The sequence below is a fragment of the Kribbella sp. CCNWLW201 genome (assembly GCF_037203805.1).
GTDB lineage: Bacteria > Actinomycetota > Actinomycetes > Propionibacteriales > Kribbellaceae > Kribbella.
This window is the reverse complement of sequence record NZ_JBBCBQ010000001.1, coordinates 1,858,497-1,875,740: the sequence shown is the minus strand read 5'-3', so window position 1 is coordinate 1,875,740 and position 17,244 is coordinate 1,858,497. Positions and strand designations below refer to the sequence as shown.

General features: G+C 68.4%; 17 protein-coding genes. 11 read left to right on the top strand and 6 right to left on the bottom strand.

All coding sequences use genetic code 11. The features are described 5' to 3' along the window. Positions 1-24 precede the first annotated feature (24 nt). Genes V9K99_RS09100 through V9K99_RS09090 form a run of 3 tightly spaced genes read right to left on the bottom strand, consistent with a single transcriptional unit; the run spans position 25 to position 3,862 of the window. Positions 25-1,395: a carboxyl transferase domain-containing protein gene (locus V9K99_RS09100; protein WP_337002579.1), complete on the bottom strand. Its 1,371-nt coding sequence runs from the start codon at positions 1,393-1,395 to the stop codon at positions 25-27. Then, the gene (locus V9K99_RS09095) at positions 1,392-2,537 is read right to left on the bottom strand and encodes a CaiB/BaiF CoA transferase family protein (RefSeq protein ID WP_337002581.1); all 1,146 of its coding nucleotides are present in this window, start codon (positions 2,535-2,537) and stop codon (positions 1,392-1,394) included. Before V9K99_RS09095 ends, V9K99_RS09100 begins: the two co-directional genes overlap by 4 nt. Before the next feature lie 5 nt (positions 2,538-2,542). Then, a complete protein-coding gene (locus V9K99_RS09090; RefSeq protein WP_337002583.1) occupies positions 2,543-3,862 on the bottom strand; it encodes an SLC13 family permease in 1,320 nt (439 codons plus the stop codon). 109 nt (positions 3,863-3,971) lie between these two features. On the opposite strand from V9K99_RS09090, the gene V9K99_RS09085 reads away from it, so the two are divergent. Beyond that, a complete protein-coding gene (locus V9K99_RS09085) occupies positions 3,972-4,673 on the top strand; it encodes a FadR/GntR family transcriptional regulator (RefSeq protein WP_337002586.1) in 702 nt (233 codons plus the stop codon). A 14-nt stretch (positions 4,674-4,687) separates the two neighbouring features. Further along, on the top strand, positions 4,688-5,434 hold the full coding sequence (locus V9K99_RS09080) for a sulfite exporter TauE/SafE family protein (protein WP_337002588.1): 747 nt from the start codon (positions 4,688-4,690) through the stop codon (positions 5,432-5,434). Positions 5,435-5,464: 30 nt separating this feature from the next. Here the strand turns inward: V9K99_RS09080 and V9K99_RS09075 are convergent, their stop codons facing one another. Next, entirely contained in the window at positions 5,465-5,692 is a 228-nt protein-coding gene (locus V9K99_RS09075; protein WP_337003252.1) for a substrate-binding domain-containing protein, read from the bottom strand. A gap of 41 nt (positions 5,693-5,733) precedes the next feature. Between V9K99_RS09075 and V9K99_RS09070 the strand changes: the two genes are divergently transcribed. The 3 genes from V9K99_RS09070 to V9K99_RS09060 all read left to right on the top strand — a co-directional run bounded on the left by V9K99_RS09070 (position 5,734) and on the right by V9K99_RS09060 (position 9,568). Next, positions 5,734-6,450 (top strand): glycosyl hydrolase 53 family protein, encoded by a 717-nt coding sequence (locus V9K99_RS09070; protein ID WP_337002590.1) that lies wholly within the window; start codon positions 5,734-5,736, stop codon positions 6,448-6,450. Positions 6,451-6,524: 74 nt separating this feature from the next. Continuing rightward, positions 6,525-7,760: a D-arabinono-1,4-lactone oxidase gene (locus V9K99_RS09065; RefSeq protein WP_337002592.1), complete on the top strand. Its 1,236-nt coding sequence runs from the start codon at positions 6,525-6,527 to the stop codon at positions 7,758-7,760. 365 nt (positions 7,761-8,125) lie between these two features. Then, positions 8,126-9,568, top strand: coding sequence for a PepSY-associated TM helix domain-containing protein (locus V9K99_RS09060; protein ID WP_337002594.1), 1,443 nt, complete (start codon positions 8,126-8,128; stop codon positions 9,566-9,568). Here V9K99_RS09060 and V9K99_RS09055 read toward each other — a convergent pair. Beyond that, entirely contained in the window at positions 9,557-10,060 is a 504-nt protein-coding gene (locus V9K99_RS09055) for a MarR family winged helix-turn-helix transcriptional regulator (protein WP_337002596.1), read from the bottom strand. The genes V9K99_RS09060 and V9K99_RS09055 overlap by 12 nt on opposite strands. Continuing rightward, positions 10,057-11,346: a nicotinate phosphoribosyltransferase gene (locus V9K99_RS09050; protein ID WP_442914720.1), complete on the bottom strand. Its 1,290-nt coding sequence runs from the start codon at positions 11,344-11,346 to the stop codon at positions 10,057-10,059. Before V9K99_RS09050 ends, V9K99_RS09055 begins: the two co-directional genes overlap by 4 nt. A 94-nt stretch (positions 11,347-11,440) precedes the next feature. On the opposite strand from V9K99_RS09050, the gene clpS reads away from it, so the two are divergent. The 6 genes from clpS (at position 11,441) to V9K99_RS09020 (ending at position 17,231) form a co-directional block, all read left to right on the top strand. After that, on the top strand, positions 11,441-11,728 hold the full coding sequence (gene clpS, locus V9K99_RS09045; protein WP_132211019.1) for an ATP-dependent Clp protease adapter ClpS: 288 nt from the start codon (positions 11,441-11,443) through the stop codon (positions 11,726-11,728). After that, on the top strand, positions 11,725-12,276 hold the full coding sequence (locus V9K99_RS09040) for a DUF2017 domain-containing protein (protein ID WP_337002601.1): 552 nt from the start codon (positions 11,725-11,727) through the stop codon (positions 12,274-12,276). Before clpS ends, V9K99_RS09040 begins: the two co-directional genes overlap by 4 nt. A gap of 78 nt (positions 12,277-12,354) precedes the next feature. Beyond that, complete coding sequence (gene ileS, locus V9K99_RS09035; protein WP_337002603.1) at positions 12,355-15,438, top strand: isoleucine--tRNA ligase; 3,084 nt, start codon at positions 12,355-12,357, stop codon at positions 15,436-15,438. A gap of 9 nt (positions 15,439-15,447) precedes the next feature. Beyond that, positions 15,448-16,425 (top strand): aldo/keto reductase, encoded by a 978-nt coding sequence (locus V9K99_RS09030; protein WP_337002605.1) that lies wholly within the window; start codon positions 15,448-15,450, stop codon positions 16,423-16,425. Between the two features lie 71 nt (positions 16,426-16,496). Next, entirely contained in the window at positions 16,497-16,952 is a 456-nt protein-coding gene (locus V9K99_RS09025; RefSeq protein ID WP_337002607.1) for a M67 family metallopeptidase, read from the top strand. Beyond that, entirely contained in the window at positions 16,953-17,231 is a 279-nt protein-coding gene (locus tag V9K99_RS09020; protein WP_337002609.1) for a MoaD/ThiS family protein, read from the top strand. It abuts the gene before it with no gap. Positions 17,232-17,244 lie beyond the last annotated feature (13 nt).

Below are 17,244 nucleotides of genomic sequence, written 5' to 3'. Positions count from 1 at the left end.
CGTCGGCGAGCGCGAGCGCCCATCTCACCGACTGAGGCGGGCCGCGCATTCGGCGGCGACTGCCTGGCAGAGAGACTCGGCGGTGTCGGAATCAGGTTCGGGGATCACCTGGTGGACCGTCCCCGCGGCTTGGAGATCCGCGGCGGTGATGCGTTGGGCGGCGGCCAACTGTGGGGCGTGCGCGGTGTCGCGGTGCATGATCGCGCTGGCTCCTTCCGGAGGCAGCGGAGCGAGCCAGGCGTGTTCGACGGCGAGGACGGTGGTTGCCGGGAGCAACGCGAGCGCGCCGCCGCCGGTGCCTTGGCCGAGCAGGACCGACAACGTCGGGACCGGGAGAGTAGCCATCGTGGCGATGCACTGCGCGATCTCACCCGCCAGGCCGCCTTCCTCGGCATCGGCTGAGAGCTCGGCACCGGGTGTGTCGATGACCGTCACGAGCGGCAGACCGAGGGCGGCGGCCAGGTTCATCCCGCGGCGCGCCTGCCGCAACGCCGCCGGTCCCATCGGCTTCACCTGGGAGCGATCCTGACCGACCAGCACACACGGCTGCCCGTCCAACCGGGTCAGTGCGACGAGGACACTCGCATCCGGCTCGGTCAGCCGGACAGTGCCGCAGCAGCCGTACCGCAGCAACTCCCGTACGCCGGCCCGGTCGGCCTGACGGGTTCGCAGTACCGAGTCCCAAGCGTCGACCCGACCGATCGAGCCGGTACGGCGGGGAAGCGCCGGAGCAACCGGTGGATCGACCAGTACGCCGAGCGCGCGGTCGAGGAGGAACGGGAGATCAGCCGTCTCGACGACACCGTCGATGACGCCATGCGCCGCGAGGTTCTCAGCCGTCTGGACACCCGCCGGGAACGGCTCACCCTGCAACGCCTCGTAGACCTTGGGCCCGAGGAAACCGATCAGGGCGCCCGGTTCGGCGACGGTGACGTGACCGAGCGAGCCCCAGGACGCGAACACCCCGCCGGTCGTCGGGTGCCGGAGGTGGACGAGATAGGGGAGCCCGGCCGCCTTGTGGTCCATCAAGGCCTTGGAGATGGTGATCATCTCGAGGAACGCCGGAGCACCTTCCTGCATCCGGGTCCCGCCCGACGCCGTGGAGGCGACGATCGGCAGTCGTTCGGCGGTTGCCCGTCGAACGGCGGCCGTGATCCGCTCAGCGGCGACCCGGCCGATCGAACCGGCCAGGAAGGCGAACTCACTCACGAGCACCGCGACCGGCCGACCTTGCACCAGCCCGCGCCCGGTGAGCACGGCCTCGTCGGCGCCGGATCGCTCGGCGGCCTTCAGTAACTGCTCTCGATAGCTGGGATCCAGATCAGCCGGTTGGTCCCAGGAGACGAAGGAACCGGGATCGAGGACCGTGTCGATCAGTGCCTGGGCAGTGCTCATGTTTCCAACCAGCTGCGGATAGCGGCGCCGTGTTCGTCGAGCGTCGGCGGCGGGCGATGGTCGCGCGGCGTCGTCTCCTCGTCGCTCGTGAAGAAGCGCAGCGGCGGACCGGGCAGCCGGAGCGACCCGAGGGTCGAGTGCTCGACGTCGACCAGAAGTCCTTGGCTGGCGGTCTGATCCCATTCATAGACCTCGTCGAGGGTGCGTACCCGTCCCGCCGGTACGCCGGCCGCCGCGAGCTTCGCCAGCAACTCCGCACCGGTCAGCTCCGCGAACGCACTCTCCACCACCGCGATCAGCCGATCCCGATGCGCCACCCGATCCGCGTTGGTCGCCAAGCCCTCCTCGGCAATCCCGAACGCCGAGCAGAACCGTTGCCACAGGCCCTCACTCCCGACCGCGATCTGCACCGCACCGTCCGCGCAATGGAACAGCCCGTACGGCGCGATCGACGGATGGTGGTTGCCCTGAGCCACGCCGACCTCACCCGCGACCGTGTACCGCGTGCCCTGGAACGCATGCACGCCGACGATTGCCGCCAGCAACGACGTACGCACGACACCGCCGTGACCTGTCGACGACCGCTCGTGAAGTGCGGCCAGTACGCCGTACGCGCCGTACATCCCGGCCAACAGATCGCCGATCGGGACGCCGACCCGCTGCGGATCGTCCGGTCCGGAGCCGGTGAGCGACATCAGCCCGGCCTCGCCCTGCGCGATCTGGTCGTATCCGGCGCGCCCACCCTCCGGCCCGTCGTGGCCGAACCCGGTGATCGACAGCACGATCAGCCGCGGGTTGCGCAACCGCAGCTCATCGATGCCGAGGCCGAGCCGCTCCAGGACGCCGGTGCGGAAGTTCTCGACGAGTACGTCGGCCCGATCGATCAGCCGAAGGAGTACGTCGTGATCCGAGGCGTCCTTGAGGTCGAGCGCGATCGACTCCTTGTTCCGGTTGGCCGACAGGAAGTACGTCGACTCGCCCTCGACGAACGGCGGTCCCCAGCCACGGGTGTCGTCGCCGCGGCCGGGTGCTTCGACCTTGATCACCCGCGCGCCGAGGTCGCCGAGCATCATCGTCGCCTGCGGCCCGGCCAGCGCCCGGGACAGATCCACGACCAGTACGTCGCTCAGCGGTCCGCGCATCCCCGTCACCAGCCCGGGGCCACCAGCGCGGCCCAGACGAGAAGCGGGCCGGCGGCAACGACGACCATGCTGTAAGTGAGGATCTGCCGGTAGTAAACGGGTTCCGCGATCGTGTCCGGTCGGTTCGCGAGCATCAGCGCGCCGTTGGTGGAGAACGGGCTGACGTCCACGATGGTCGAGGCGACGGCCAGTGCGGCGACGAACAGGCCGGCGCTGATCCCGCCGTTCGCGATGAGCGGTACGGCGATCGGGATGATCACCGGCAGCAGTGCGGTCGACGACGCGAAGGCCGACACCACACCGCCGACGTAGCAGAGCACCAGCGCGCCGATCACGGCCGCCCCCAGCCCCGCGGCCCAGTTGCCGACGAACTCGGGCGACCCGGCTTCGGTGAGGATCGCGGCGTACGTGCTGACGCCGGCGACGAGCAGAACAGTCGGCCAGGCAACCTGCTTGATCGCGTCCCGGTGCTGCTGCGGGGACAGGGTCGCCAGCAGGACGGCGGCGGTAATCGAGACGAAGCCGATGTTCTTGTCGAAGGCCAGCGCGATCACGGCCACCCCGACGAACGCGACCAGGGTGAGCACCTGGTCCCGTCGTACGCCGGTCGCCTGGGTGCTCGTCGATGTCGACGTACCAGTGCCGCGTGCGGTCACTGACGCGCCGCCCCTGTGCAGGTCGTCCGACAGCGTGTCCGGGTCGTTCGGGTCGACCCGCTGCGCCATCAGCTTGCGGCCGCCGAGCAGGATGAACAGGATCGCCGCCATCACCAGGTTGACGGCCAGGCTGGCCAGGAACACGGTCATCTCGGACGACGGCAGGTTGTTCTGCTCCATCACCGAGTTGGTGATCGTGCCGTAGATGCTGATCGGCGAGAACCCGCCGCCCTGGGCGCCGTGGACGACGAACATGCCCATCATCAGCGGGTTGATCTTGTACCGGCCGGCGAACCCGAGCGCGATCGGGCCGATGATCGCGCAGGCCGCCGGGCTGGCGGCGCCGATCGCGGTCAGCAGCGCGGTGACGGCGAACATCACCCACGGGATCAGCGCGACCCGGCCGCCGACGGCTCGGACCGCGCTGGCGACTATCAGGTCGACGGTGCCGTTGTTCTTGGCGATCGCGAACAGATAGGTGACGCCGATCAGGGTGAGGACGAGATCACCACTGACGCCGGCCAGGATCTCCTTCTCACTCAGGTGCAGCGAGTACATGCCGACCAGCCACGCCGCGACGTACGCGAGCGCCCCCATGTTGATCGGCAGCACCGTACCCATGACGAACAACGCGACGAGCGCGAGGATCGCAACCCACTCTGGTCCCATGACGGTCCTTCTTCCGGGCGGTGAATCGGGGAGTGATACCTACTTCACAGTATTTGGCTCAGTGGCCTAGCCAATAGCCCAATGAGCCAGTTGTCAATAGGATGGTCGTATGGATGCCCCGCGCTTCCCCCGTCCGGTCCTGCGGTCACGCCTCTACGAGCAGGTCGCCGACCAGATCTCCACCTGGATCAAGGAGAACGGTCTGCTGCCGGGTGATCGGCTGCCGCCTGAGCGGGAGCTGGCCCAGCGGCTCGGGGTGAGCCGGGCGACGCTGAGTCAGGCGCTGGTGGCGCTCGAGGTGATCGGGGTAGTGGTGGTTCGGCACGGCGATGGGACGGTGCTGACCGAGCGGGCCCGGACCGGTCCGGTGATCGAGGCGATCCGGGCACATGCCGACCGGTTGCCGGAGATCATCGAGGCCCGCGACGCGCTCGAGTCGAAGCTGGCCGCGTTGGCAGCGGTACGTCGTACCGACGCCGACCTGGCCTCGATCCGGGCGGCGCTCGAGGAGATGGAGCGCGACATCGAGGCCGGTGGCCGCGGGGTGGAGGCGGACGAGCACTTCCACGGTGCGATCACCACGGCCGCGCGGTCGGAGTTGCTCACGCAGATGATGGCCGCGATCGATGACCTGATCCGGGAGACCCGGTTGGAGTCGTTGTCGCAGCCGGGCCGGCCGCGCGAGTCGCTGGCCGGGCACCAGAAGGTGGCCGACGCGATCGCGGCCGGGGATCCGGACGCCGCCGCGCAGGCGATGCACGAGCACGTCATGCTCGTCTCGGACGTCGCGCTCCTTCGCGAGCAGTCGTGACGGGTGCAGAGCATGTGGCTGTCATCGCTGCGGGGCTCGGCGCCGGTGTCCTGACGTCGACGGTCGGGGTGGCGTCGCTGCTCAGCTTCCCGGTGCTGATCGCGCTCGGGATCCCGCCGGTGGTCGCGAACGCGTCGAACACGCTCGGCCTGTTGCCGGCCGCGATGAGCGGCTCGTTCGGGTATCGCCGCGAGCTTCGCGAGGTACGTCGGTCTCACACGATCGCAGTGATCGTGACCTGTGCGATCGGGGCGATCGGCGGTGCCGCGCTGCTCCTGGCGCTGCCGCCGGGTGTGTTCGCGGCGGTCGCGCCCTGGCTGATCCTCTTCACCTGCCTGATCGTCGGCGTCCAGCCGTGGATCACGAAGTGGCTGCGGTCGCGGCACGACGTCCCGCACGCCGAGCGTACGACGATGTCGCCGGCAACGACCTTCTTCGCGGCGCTGACCGGCGTGTACGGCGGCTACTTCGGTGCTGGCGCGGGCGTGATGATGATGGCGGTGCTCGGCCTCGGCCTGGATCTCGACCTGCGGATCGTGAACGCGCTCAAGACGCTTGCGCTGCTGGCCGCGAACCTGGTCGCCGGCCTGATCTTCATCTTCGTTGCCGACCTCAACCTGACCGTCGCCGGCCTGCTCGCGGCCGGTTCCGTCGTCGGCGGCTACGTCGGCGCCCACATCGGCCGCCGCCTGCCGGCCACGCTGTTGCGCGTCCTGATCGTGATCGCCGGCGTCGTAGCCGCCGTACTGATGCTGCGTTAGGGAGCCGGGGTGGCCGTCACCCTAACTGGGTCAGGTCGATTCTCGGCGGACCAACGTGGTGGGGAGGGTCACGGCGGCCGGTTGTTCGCCGCCGATGACGTCGCCGAGGAGGCGGACCATTTCGGAGCTGATGCGCTCGAAGGGTTGCCGCATCGTGGTCAGGGGCGGGGTCATGTTGGCCGCCAGGTAGGAGTCGTCGAACCCACCGACCGCGACATCGTCCGGAACCCGCCGGCCCTGCGCGGCCAGGACGGTCAGCGCGCCGGCCGTACGCCCACACCCACGACGTACTGCAGGCCTTGAAGAAAGCCGGCGCGACCGCGGACTACTTGCAGGTCGGCAATGAGATCAACCCCGGCATGCTTTGGCCGTGGGGACAGACCTGGGACGTCGACCCGTCGGATGACGTCGTGGGTGCGCAGTGGGACAACTTGGCCGCGTTCCTGACCGCCGGGTCGCGTGCGGTGAAGGCGGTCGCTCCGTCGACGCAGGTGCTGCTGCATCTGACCAACATCAACAACGGCATCGGCAGCCTGACCTGGTGGTTCGACGAGGTGGTCGCGCGGAACGTGCCGTTCGATCTGATCGGGCTGTCCTACTACGGTTACTGGCACGGCGGCCTGGCCGATCTGCAGGAGGCGATCACGACACTGTCGAGTCGCTACGACGGCGATGTGCTCAACGTCGAGACGGCGTACCCGTTCGCCCTGGCCGACGACACGCCTGCCTTCGAGAACATCATCAACCTGTCGACCGAGCTGGTCCCTGGCTATCCTGCGACGCCGGCCGGCCAGTCGGCGGCGTATCGGGCCGTGCAGGACGCGGTCGCCTCGGCTGAAGGTGGTCGGGGCATCGGGACGGTCTACTGGGAGCTGGCCTGGACCTCGGTCGCCGGTGCCGGGTGGGACCCCGCGGATCCGGCCTCCGGGAACGCGTGGGAGAACCAGGCGCTGTTCGATTTCACCGGCAAACTGCTCCCCGCCGCCCGAAACCTTTCGCTGCTCTCCAAGGAATAAGACCGGCCGATCCCGGCTCCGACTGATGTGCGAGAGTCGGGGCCGGGACGGCGGTTGACTTGAAGGGGCGAACGATGACGCAGCTGACCAACTGGGCCGGGAACATCAGCTTCGGGAGGCCGCTCCAACGGCCCGCATCGGTGCCCGAGCTGCAGGAGCTCGTGGCCGGCAGCGAGAAGGTCCGCGTTCTCGGCACGGGGCACTCCTTCAACCGGATCGCCGACAGCACCGGCACTCTGGTCACCGTTGCCGACCTGCCGAAGGTGATCGAGGTCGGCGACAACGGGGTGACGGTCTCGGCCGGTCTCCGGTACGGCGAGATCACCGCCGTACTGCAGTCGCAGGGACTCGCGCTGCACAACCTCGGCTCGCTGCCGCACATCTCCGTGGCCGGCGCCTGCTCGACCGGTACGCACGGCTCCGGCGACACCAACGGCCCGCTCGCGGACGCGGTCAACGCGATCACGTTTGTCAACGCGGCCGGCGACCTCGTCACGCTGACGCGCGACGACCCGGACTTCGCCGGCTCGGTCATCTCCCTCGGCGCGCTCGGGGTGACTGTCAGCCTCACGCTCGACGTGCAACCGTCGTACGAGCTCAGCCAGGTCGTGTACGACGGTCTGCCGGTGGACCGGCTCGGGAGCGACTTCGCCGAGGTGATGGGCAGCGCGTACAGCGTCAGCGCGTTCACCGACTGGGTCGACCCGGACGTGATGGTGTGGCGCAAACAGCTCGCCGGTGCTCCGATCGACGCCGACTGGCTCGGTGCACATGTCGCCGACGGGCCGCGGCACCCGATCAAGGGGATGCCGGCCGACTACGCGACCCAGCAGGGCGGCGTACCAGGTCCGTGGAACGAGCGGCTGCCGCACTTCCGGCTCGAGTTCACCCCGAGCAACGGCGACGAACTGCAGTCCGAGTACTTCGTCCCGCGGGAGAAGGCCGCCGAGGCGTTCGAGCTGTTACGCGCCCTCGGCAACCGTTTGGCTCCGCTGATCCAGGTCTCCGAGGTCCGCACGATCGCCGCCGACGACCTCTGGCTCAGCCCCAGCCAAGGCCGCGACACGGTAGCCCTCCACTTCACCTGGATCCAGGACGAACCCGCCGTACTCCCAGCCCTCTCAGCCATCGAGGATGCCCTCAACCCCCTAGGCGCCCGCCCCCACTGGGGCAAAGTCTTCACCGCCGACGCCACCCACCTCCGCACCGCCTACCCAATGGTCCCCACCTTCACCGACCTGGCCGCAAAACACGACCCAACCGGCAAATTCCGCAACCCCTACCTGGACACCTACCTGCCGAGGGCCTGAATACCTCGAGCCATGGACGGGCCTGCCTCCCTCGGGGAGATAGCTCGGCAGACCGGCTTCAGTCGCCGCATGAACGGCGCTGTGAGTCGAGTGTGAGGAGATGGTCGGCGGTAGGCGATTGCCGGCGACACAGTGGTCACAGTCGATCGCACCGTCCTCGCACTCGGGCGCCCGGACCCACCAGTGGATCACTGGCAGGCGCCCGACCACCAGGCCAGGTGGTCTTCTCTCATCACGAGATGAATGACGAGAGCAAAGAGAAACGTGACGGCAACGGGAGTGGTTGTCGGAGGCAATAGACGCACGCCACAGTGACTGAGTGTTTCGGATCGTTGACGCTCCGTCCCGGTGAAAGGTTTGCCGCCATGGCCACAGTTGATGAGTCTGCTGAGAGTGCGGTCGACGCGCGGCCGCGCCGTGGTGGGATTCGGCCGCTGCTGGTGCGGTTGCACTTCTATGCGGGGATCCTGGTCGGCCCGTTCCTCCTCCTGACGGCGCTGACCGGGTTCCTCTACGCCCTCGCCCCGCAGATCGAGAATGCGCTGTACCGCGACACGTTGTTCGTCGAGAGCTCGGGTACGACGGTGCCGATCGGCCAGCAGGTGGCGGCGGCCCGGGAGAGCCAGCCGGAGGGCACGCTGCTCGCGGTCCGTCCGGCGGCTGGGCCGGGTGACACGACGCGGGTGCTGTTCGACGTACCGGGGCTCGGTGAATCGGATCGCCTTGCTGTGTTCGTGAATCCGGGCACTGCGCAGGTCACCGGTGAACTCGTTGCCTATGGCTCCAGTGGAGCCTTGCCGTTCCGGGCCTGGTTGTCGCATCTCCACGCGAGCCTGCATCTGGGTGAGATCGGCCGGCTCTACAGCGAGATGGCTGCCTCGTGGTTGTGGGTGGTCGCCCTTGCGGGACTGCTGTTGTGGTTCACCGGGCGTCGTACCGGCTCTCGTTGGCGGGTCGAGCGGGCCGGCAGCGCACGTCGCCGTACCTTGTCGTGGCACGGAGTTCTCGGGACGTGGGTCATCCTCGGGATGCTGTTCCTGTCGGCGACCGGCCTCACCTGGTCGCGGCTCGCGGGCGAGAACGTGGGCGAGTTGAAAGCGTCGCTGAACTGGAAGACGCCGACGGTCAGTACGGCGCTCGCCGACGCGGACCACGCTGGTCACGAAGGACATACCTTCCCCGGCGGTGAGGTCGACCCGGCCGTGGACGAGTGGGACCAGACACTGCAGTCCGCCCGCTCGGCCCAGCTGGACGGGCCGCTGGAGATCGCGGCCCCGAAGAAGGCCGGTACGTCGTTCGTCGTCCAGGAGATCGGGAAGCAATGGCCGACCCAGGCCGACTCGGTCGCGGTCGACCCGATGTCGGGCAAGGTGGTCGACGTCGTCCGGTTCGCCGACTATCCGATCGGGGCGAAGCTGTCCCGGTGGGGGATCGACGCGCACATGGGCATGCTGTTCGGCCTGGTCAACCAGATCCTGCTGCTGATCGTCGCCGGGACCGTCGTGGCGATGGTGATCTGGGGCTACCGGATGTGGTGGCTGCGCCGGCCGACTCGAGGTCACGTACTGCGGTTCGGTCGTCCGGCCCGGCGTGGTGCGTGGCGGGAGATCCCGGTGCTCGCGGTGGTTGCGCTGCTCGCCCTCGCCGTGGGGATCGGGTTGTTCCTGCCGCTGTTCGGCATCAGCCTGGCCGCGTTCGTGGTGATCGACTTGCTGATCGGCCTGTACCGCTGGTGGAAGTCCGGCACCACCGCGCCGGAGGAGCCTGCGGCGAGGGCTAACGAAGAAGCCGACGAGCTACTCGTGTGAGATCGGCTCGAGGGTCGTGGTGATGGTCCAGAGCAGGTTGCGGAGGACTCGGCGCTCCTCGGGGCTGAGCTTGGCCAGCGCTCGGCGGCCGGCCTCGGCGTAGACCTGCTTAACCGTGTGGGCGAGTTCCACACCGCGGTCGGTGAGCTCGATGCTGACCTGCCTGGCGTCCGTCGAGCTCTTCACTCGGCGGACCAGACCGGCGGCCTCCATCCGTTGGGTGGTCTTCGTCGCGGTCGGGACCTCGACATCCAGGACCTTTGCGAGTTTCGCGACCGGGAGCGAGCCGAGGTGTAGGAGCTTGGCCAACACCAGCTCCTGCCCGGTGTGCAGACCAGTGCCGACCAGTTCGGCGCTGACTGCCTTCCGGGCCGCCCGGTCCGCGAACCGCATCGCGATCAGCACGTCCGCTTCACTGGCCGGCGCGTCGGCCTGCCATTCTGATTCCTTCCACGCCCCACCGCCCCGGTCGGACTTCTGCTCCGTGCTCACGCGTGACTCCGGGACAGGAACGGGTTCCGCGCGTCGAAGTCGCCGATGTACTCGGTCGGGATCGCGGCCTCGCCGCGGCTCAGCTGGCTGGCGTAGCGGGGGAGCTCGTCGCGGACCTTGAGGTGGTGCGCCTGCGACTCCTCCGGAGTGGTGCGGCCGACGATCTTGCCGCCCTCGACCAGCGGCTTCAGCAGCTCGCGGTCGTCGCCGTCATCGGTAGGCGGCTCGCCGACGCCGATCAGCTCGACCTCGGCGACCCCCTTCGCCGAGCGCCGGCGCAGCGCCCACTTGCGGCCGCCGATGGAGATCTTGTCCGGACTCTTCTTCGCCACCGGGACCAGGTTGCCGTCCGCGTCCTCGCGGGCGACGAGTTTGTAGACGAAGCCGCTGGTCGGGTATCCGCTCCCGGTGACCAGTGAGGTGCCCACGCCGTACCCGTCGACCGGCGCCGGTGCGAGCGCGGCGATCTGGAACTCGTCCAGGTCGCTGGTCACGATGATCCGGGTCTTGGTCGCGCCGAGCGAGTCCAGCTGCTCGCGGACCTGGCCGGCCAGTGACGGCAGGTCGCCGGAGTCGAGCCGGACCGCGCCCAGCTCCGGCCCGGTGATGGCGATCGCGGTCCGGACCGCCTCGGCCACGTCGTAGGTATCCACCAGCAGCGTGGTTCCCTTGCCGAGGGCATCGACCTGGGAGGTGAACGCGTCCCGCTCCCGGTCGTGCAACAGGGTGAACGAGTGCGCCGCCGTACCGGTGCTGGGAATGCCGAACCGGCGGGCCGCCTCCAGGTTCGAGGTGGCGGTGAAGCCGCCGATGTACGCCGCCAGCGCGGCCGCGACCGCGGATTCCTCGTGGGTCCGGCGCGAGCCCATCTCGATACACGGCCGGCCGCCGGCCCACCAGGTCATCCGGGAGGCGGCCGAAGCGACCGCGGAGTCGTGGTTCAGAATGGACAAGAAAACGGTTTCCAGCAGCACCGCTTCGGCGAAACTCGACTCCACCACCAGCACCGGGGAGCCGGGGAAGTAGATCTCGCCGTCGGCATAACCGGAGACGTCGCCGGTGAACCGGTAGTCGGCCAGCCAGTCCCGGGTAGCCTGGTCCACGACACCCCGGTCGGCGAGGAACGCGATCGCCTGCTCGTCGAAGCGGAACCGGTCGAGCGCGTCGAGCAGCCGGTTCACGCCGGCGACCACGCCGTACCGGCGACCGTCGGGCAGCCGGCGGGCGAACAGCTCGAAGACCGAACGGCGGTGCGCCGTGCCGTCGGCCAGGCTGGCCTGCAGCATGGTCAGCTCGTAGTGGTCCGTGAGGAGCGCGGTCGAGTGCGTCACAGGGGCAGCCTATTGCGAACGACGAACCGATGATGGAGAGAATGGTCAGGTGAGCACCGCACCAAGCGAACTCGAGAGCCCCGAGGTCGACGAGGCGATCGAGCTGAGCCCACCGTGGGTGACGATCGTCTGGAACGATCCGGTCAACCTGATGGACTACGTCACCTTCGTCTTCCAGACCTATTTCGGCTACTCCAAGCAGAAGGCCGAGAAGCTGATGATGCAGGTCCACACCGACGGGAAGTCGGCGGTCTCGAACGGGAACCGCGAGGCGATGGAACGCGACGTCGAGGCGATGCACTCCTACGGCCTGTGGGCCACCTGCGAGAAGTCGTGACGCGGTTCCGCAAGCGCCGCAAGACCGTGGTCGTCAGTTTCGCCGAGCACGAGGCCGACATCCTGGCGAACCTGCTCCGCAACCTGGTCGAGCTCCTGTACGACGGGCTGCCGCCGCGCGCCACCGAGTCCAGCGACCCGCTCGCGGCGCTGCTGGACAGTGACGGGCCGACCTCGCCACCTGAGGACGTGGTCTTGCAGCGGCTGCTGCCGGACGCGTACAAGGAGGACGACATGGCCTCCGCGGAGTTCCGCCGGTTCACCGAGCGCGGCCTGCGCGACGGCAAGATCGGCGACGCCAAGCGAGTGCTGTCCGCGCTGGAGGAGTCCGGCGCCGACGAGATCGCCCTCGAACCGGACGAGCAGCTCTCCTGGCTCCGCGCCATCAACGACCTCCGCCTGGCCATCGGCACCCGCCTGGACATCAAGGAAGAAGACGACTACGCCACCTGGGAGAAACTCCCCGACGACGACCCCCGCCGCCTCACCTACGACCTCTACGACTGGCTGGGCTACCTCCAGTCCGCTCTCCTCCACAACATGCGGTGAGATCTTCCGCGCTTCGCGCGGGTGGTGGGGTAGTGGCTCGGGTATCTGCAATCCGCACTGCTGCATAACATGCGGTGAGTGAGCTACCCGAAGACTCGTGATGCGCAGTTGAGCGCCAGTCCGGACTTTCCCGCTATCGAGCGGGAGGTGCTCGAGTATTGGGAGAAGGACCGGACGTTTCTGGCGTCTGTCGAGCAGCGGGCGGCTGGGGAGGATGGGGCTAACGAGTTCGTCTTCTATGACGGGCCGCCGTTTGCTAACGGGTTGCCGCATTACGGGCATCTGCTGACTGGGTACGTGAAGGACGTCGTGCCGCGGTATCAGACGATGCGTGGGCATCGGGTGGAGCGGCGGTTCGGGTGGGACACGCACGGGCTGCCGGCCGAGCTGGAGGCGCAGCGGGTGCTCGGGCTGAAGACGAAGGCCGACATCCTCGAGCTCGGGATCGAGAAGTTCAACGAGGCCTGTCGCGCGTCCGTGCTCAAGTACACCGACGAGTGGCGTGGCTACGTCACCCGGCAGGCGCGCTGGGTCGACTTCGAGAACGACTACAAGACGCTCAACCGTGACTACATGGAGTCGGTGATCTGGGCGTTCAAGACGCTCCACGACAAGGGCCTGGTGTACGAGGGCCTGCGCGTCCTGCCTTACTGCTGGAACGACGAGACCCCGCTGTCCAATCACGAGCTGCGGATGGACGACGACGTCTACCAGCCGCGCCAGGACCCCTCGATCACGATTGCGGTCGAGCTGGAGTCCGGCGAACGCCTGCTCGCCTGGACGACCACGCCGTGGACTCTGCCGAGCAACCTGGCGATGGCGGTCGGTCCGGATGTCGACTATGCGATTGTCGACGATCCTGCCGGGCCGACCATCCTCGCCGAGGCGCGGCTGCAGGCCTACGGGTACACCGAGGTGATTCGCCGGCTCAAAGGCTCCGAGCTGATCGGGCGTCGCTACACCCCGCTCTTCCCGTTCTTCGCCGACGCTTCGACGTGGGGGACCGGCGAGGCGTTCCAGGTGATCGCGGCCGAGCACGTCACCACCGAGGAGGGCACGGGCGTCGTCCACATGGCTCCCGCGTACGGCGAGGAGGACCAGATCGCCTGTGAAGCGGTCGGGATCCCCACTCTGCTGACCGTCGACGACGGAGCACGGTTCACCAGCGTCGTACCGCCGTACCAAGGAATGCATGTCTTCGAGGCGAACCGGCAGATCATCCGCGACCTGCGGTCCGCTGGTTCTCTGGTGCGCGAGGACAGCTACGTGCACAGCTATCCGCACTGCTGGCGGTGCCGGCAGCCGCTGATCTACAAGGCGGTGTCGAGCTGGTTCGTCGAGGTGACCCGGATCCGGGACCGGATGGTCGAGCTGAACGAGCAGATCACCTGGGTCCCCGAGCACGTCAAGCACGGCCAGTTCGGGAAGTGGCTGTCGAACGCGCGGGACTGGTCGATCAGCCGGAACCGGTTCTGGGGCAGCCCGATCCCGGTCTGGCGCTCGGACGATCCGGCGTACCCGCGAATCGACGTGTACGGGTCGATCGAGGAGCTCGAGCGCGACTTCGGGGTGGCGGTCCCCGATCTGCATCGCCCGTACGTCGACCAGCTCACCCGGCCGAATCCCGACGACCCGACCGGGAAGTCCACGATGCGCCGGGTGCCCGACGTACTGGATGTCTGGTTCGACTCGGGGTCGATGAGTTTCGCGCAGGTGCACTACCCGTTCGAGAACACGTCGTGGTTCGAGCACCATTTCCCCGGCGACTTCATCGTCGAGTACATCGGGCAGACCCGCGGCTGGTTCTACACGATGCACATCCTGGCGACGGCCTTGTTCGACCGGCCGGCGTTCTCGTCCTGCCTGAGCCACGGCATCGTGCTCGGCAGCGACGGGCAGAAGATGAGCAAGTCGCTGCGCAACTACCCGGACGTGTCCGAGGTGTTCGACCGCGACGGCGCGGACGCGATGCGCTGGTTCCTGATGTCGAGCCCGATCCTGCGCGGCGGCAACCTGGTCGTCACCGAGGAGGGCATCCGCGACGGCGTCCGGCAGGTGCTGATCCCGCTGTGGAACGCGTGGTATTTCTTCGCGCTCTACACGAACGCGGCCGGGCGGGATGCGCAGTGGGCCACCGACTCAGCCGACGAGCTGGACCGGTATCTGCTCGCGCGGCTGCGAATCTTCGTCGGGGACGTCCGGGAGAAGCTCGATCGGTACGACATCGCCTCGGCGTGTGACGCGGTCGCCGGGTACGTCGAGATCCTGACGAACTGGTACATCCGACGCTCGCGGGACCGTTTCTGGGCGGGCTCACCAGAGGCGATCGACACGCTCTACACGACGCTCGAGGTGCTCTGCCGGACCGTCGCGCCATTGCTCCCGCTGGTCAGCGAGGAGGTGTGGCGCGGGCTGACCGGTGAGCGGTCGGTGCATTTGTCCGATTGGCCTATTGTCGACAATCTGCCGGACGACCCGGACCTGGTCGCGCGGATGGAGCGGGCGCGTGAGGTGTGCTCGGTGGTTTCCTCGATCCGCAAGGCGGCCGGCCTCCGGGCCCGGCAGCCGTTGCGGTCGTTGACCGTGGCAACGGCTTCGGCGGCCGAGCTGGCGTCGCTGGTACCGATCATCGCCGCCGAGGTGAACGTCCGCGAGGTGGTGCTGACGTCGGCGGACGCGGTCGACGCGCCGGTCTCGTGTCGGCTGACGGTCAACGCGCGGGCGGCGGGCCCGCGGCTCGGGCGAGACGTGCAGTCGGTCATCAAGGCCTCGAAGAGCGGTGACTGGTCGGTGTCGCCCGACGGTGTCGTTGTTGCCGGTGGCATCGAGTTGGTCGAGGGTGAGTACGAGCTGGAGACGACTCTCGAGGCGGTCGGTACGGCGAGTGGGCTGCTGAGCGGTGGTGGTTTCGTCGTCCTCGACACCGAGGTGACGCCGGAGCTGGCCGCGGAGGGGGTCGCGCGGGACGTGATCCGGGCAGTGCAGCAGGCGCGGCGGGATGCCGGGCTGAATGTCACCGATCGGATCAGGTTGTCGTTGACGGCTGACGCCGGAATGCTTGCCGCGGTCGAGGCACATCGCGAGCTGATCATGGCGGAGACGCTGGCCCTCGGACTCGAGACCGAGGAGGGTCCTGAGTTGCTGGTCCGGGTGACTGCCTAGGGTGGGGCCATGGAGACGCGGAGGCTTGGTCGTACCGGTCGGGATGTGGGCGTGGTCGGGCTCGGTGCCTGGCAGCTGGGAGCCGACTGGGGCTCAGTTGACGAGAGGGACGCGCTCGCTGTGCTGAGGTCGGCGATCGAGGGTGGCGTCACCTTCATCGACACCGCGGACGTGTACGGCGACGGGCGCAGCGAGCGGCTGGTCGGGCAGGTGGTCAAGGAGTACGACGGCCTGACCGTGGCGACCAAGATGGGCCGCCGGGTCGAGCAGGTGCCGGAGAACTACAACCTCGAGGCGTTCCGGGCCTGGAACGACCGGTCCCGCGCGAACCTCGGCGTCGACACGATCGACCTCGTCCAGCTGCACTGCCCGCCGACCCCGGTGTACTCGACCGACGCGGTGTTCGACGCGCTCGACGAGCTGGTGTCCGAAGGCCGCATCGCGTCGTACGGCGTGAGTGTCGAGACGTGCGCCGAGGCGCTCACCGCGATCGCGCGGCCGAACGTCGCGTCGGTGCAGATCATCCTGAACGCGTTCCGGCTGAAGCCGCTCGACCAGGTGCTGCCGGCGGCTCGCGAGGCGGGCGTCGGCATCATCGCCCGGGTGCCGCTGGCCAGCGGTCTGCTCTCCGGCAAATACGACGAGAACACGGTGTTCGCCCCCGACGACCATCGGACCTACAACCGCCACGGCGAGTCCTTCGACGTCGGCGAGACCTTCTCCGGCGTCGACTTCGGCACCGGCCTCGAAGCCGTCCGCCGGCTGATGCCCTGGCTCCCGGCCGGCGCCACCATGGCCCAGTTCGCCCTCCGCTGGATCCTCGACCAGCCCGGCGTCACCGTCGTCATCCCCGGCGCCCGCAACCCGGCCCAAGTAGCCGGCAACCTGGCCGCCGCCCAACTCACCCCACTCACGGCCGACCAACTCGCCGCCGTCCAGGAGACCTACGACACCCTGATCCGCCCCCAGATCCACGACCGCTGGTAGCGCTCTGTCCGCATAATGGACCGACTCCCGGGTTGGCAGGACCGGTCCGGCGGCCCCCGTACCGTGGTCTCGTGCTGATCATCGAGAGTGCGACGTACGACGCGATCGTCGCGCACGCCCGCCGGGACCACCCGGACGAGGCGTGCGGGGTGGTGGCCGGGCCGGCGGGTTCCGACCGGGCCGTGCGGTTCGTTCCGATGCTCAATGCGGCGATGTCGCCGACCTTCTACGAGTTCGACTCGGGGGATCTGCTCCGGTTGTACAAGGAGATGGACGAGCGCGACGAGGAACCGGTGGTGATCTACCACTCGCACACCGCGACCGAGGCGTACCCGTCGCGCACCGACATCAACCTGGCCCAGGAGCCCGGCGCCCACTACGTACTGGTGTCGACCCGGGACGGTGCGGATTCCCCGGCGTACGACGGCCCGGTCGAGTTCCGGTCGTACCGGATCATCGACGGCGAGGTCGTGGAAGAAGACGTGCGCGTGGTTGGTTCCTATGAAGAGACAGAAGGAGACAAATAGATGGCGATCGAACTGCGCGTACCGACGATCCTGCGCACCTACACCGGTGGTGAGAAGGCCGTGAACGGCGCCGGCGACACGCTGGCCGAGTTCATCGACAACGTGAACGGGACCCACCCGGGCCTGAAGGAGCGCATCGTCGAGGGCGAGCCGGAGGAACTGCGCCGGTTCGTCAACGTGTACGTGAACGACGAGGACGTCCGGTTCACCGGCGGCCTGCAGACCGGGGTCAAGGACGGCGACGTGGTCGTCGTACTGCCTGCCGTCGCCGGCGGCTGAGCCAAAGGACCTG

Bases quoted from the DNA above. Each gene is read 5' to 3' on its own strand.
- V9K99_RS09030 (WP_337002605.1), top strand. From the start codon at position 15,448: ATGGAGACGCGGAGGCTTGGTCGTACCGGTCGGGATGTGGGCGTGGTC.
- V9K99_RS09060 (WP_337002594.1), top strand. From the start codon at position 8,126: ATGGCCACAGTTGATGAGTCTGCTGAGAGTGCGGTCGACGCGCGGCCG.
- V9K99_RS09100 (WP_337002579.1), bottom strand. From the start codon at position 1,395: ATGAGCACTGCCCAGGCACTGATCGACACGGTCCTCGATCCCGGTTCC.
- V9K99_RS09090 (WP_337002583.1), bottom strand. From the start codon at position 3,862: ATGGGACCAGAGTGGGTTGCGATCCTCGCGCTCGTCGCGTTGTTCGTC.
- V9K99_RS09085 (WP_337002586.1), top strand. From the start codon at position 3,972: ATGGATGCCCCGCGCTTCCCCCGTCCGGTCCTGCGGTCACGCCTCTAC.
- V9K99_RS09050 (WP_442914720.1), bottom strand. From the start codon at position 11,346: ATGCTGCAGGCCAGCCTGGCCGACGGCACGGCGCACCGCCGTTCGGTC.
- V9K99_RS09020 (WP_337002609.1), top strand. From the start codon at position 16,953: ATGGCGATCGAACTGCGCGTACCGACGATCCTGCGCACCTACACCGGT.
- V9K99_RS09065 (WP_337002592.1), top strand. From the start codon at position 6,525: ATGACGCAGCTGACCAACTGGGCCGGGAACATCAGCTTCGGGAGGCCG.
- V9K99_RS09095 (WP_337002581.1), bottom strand. From the start codon at position 2,537: ATGCGCGGACCGCTGAGCGACGTACTGGTCGTGGATCTGTCCCGGGCG.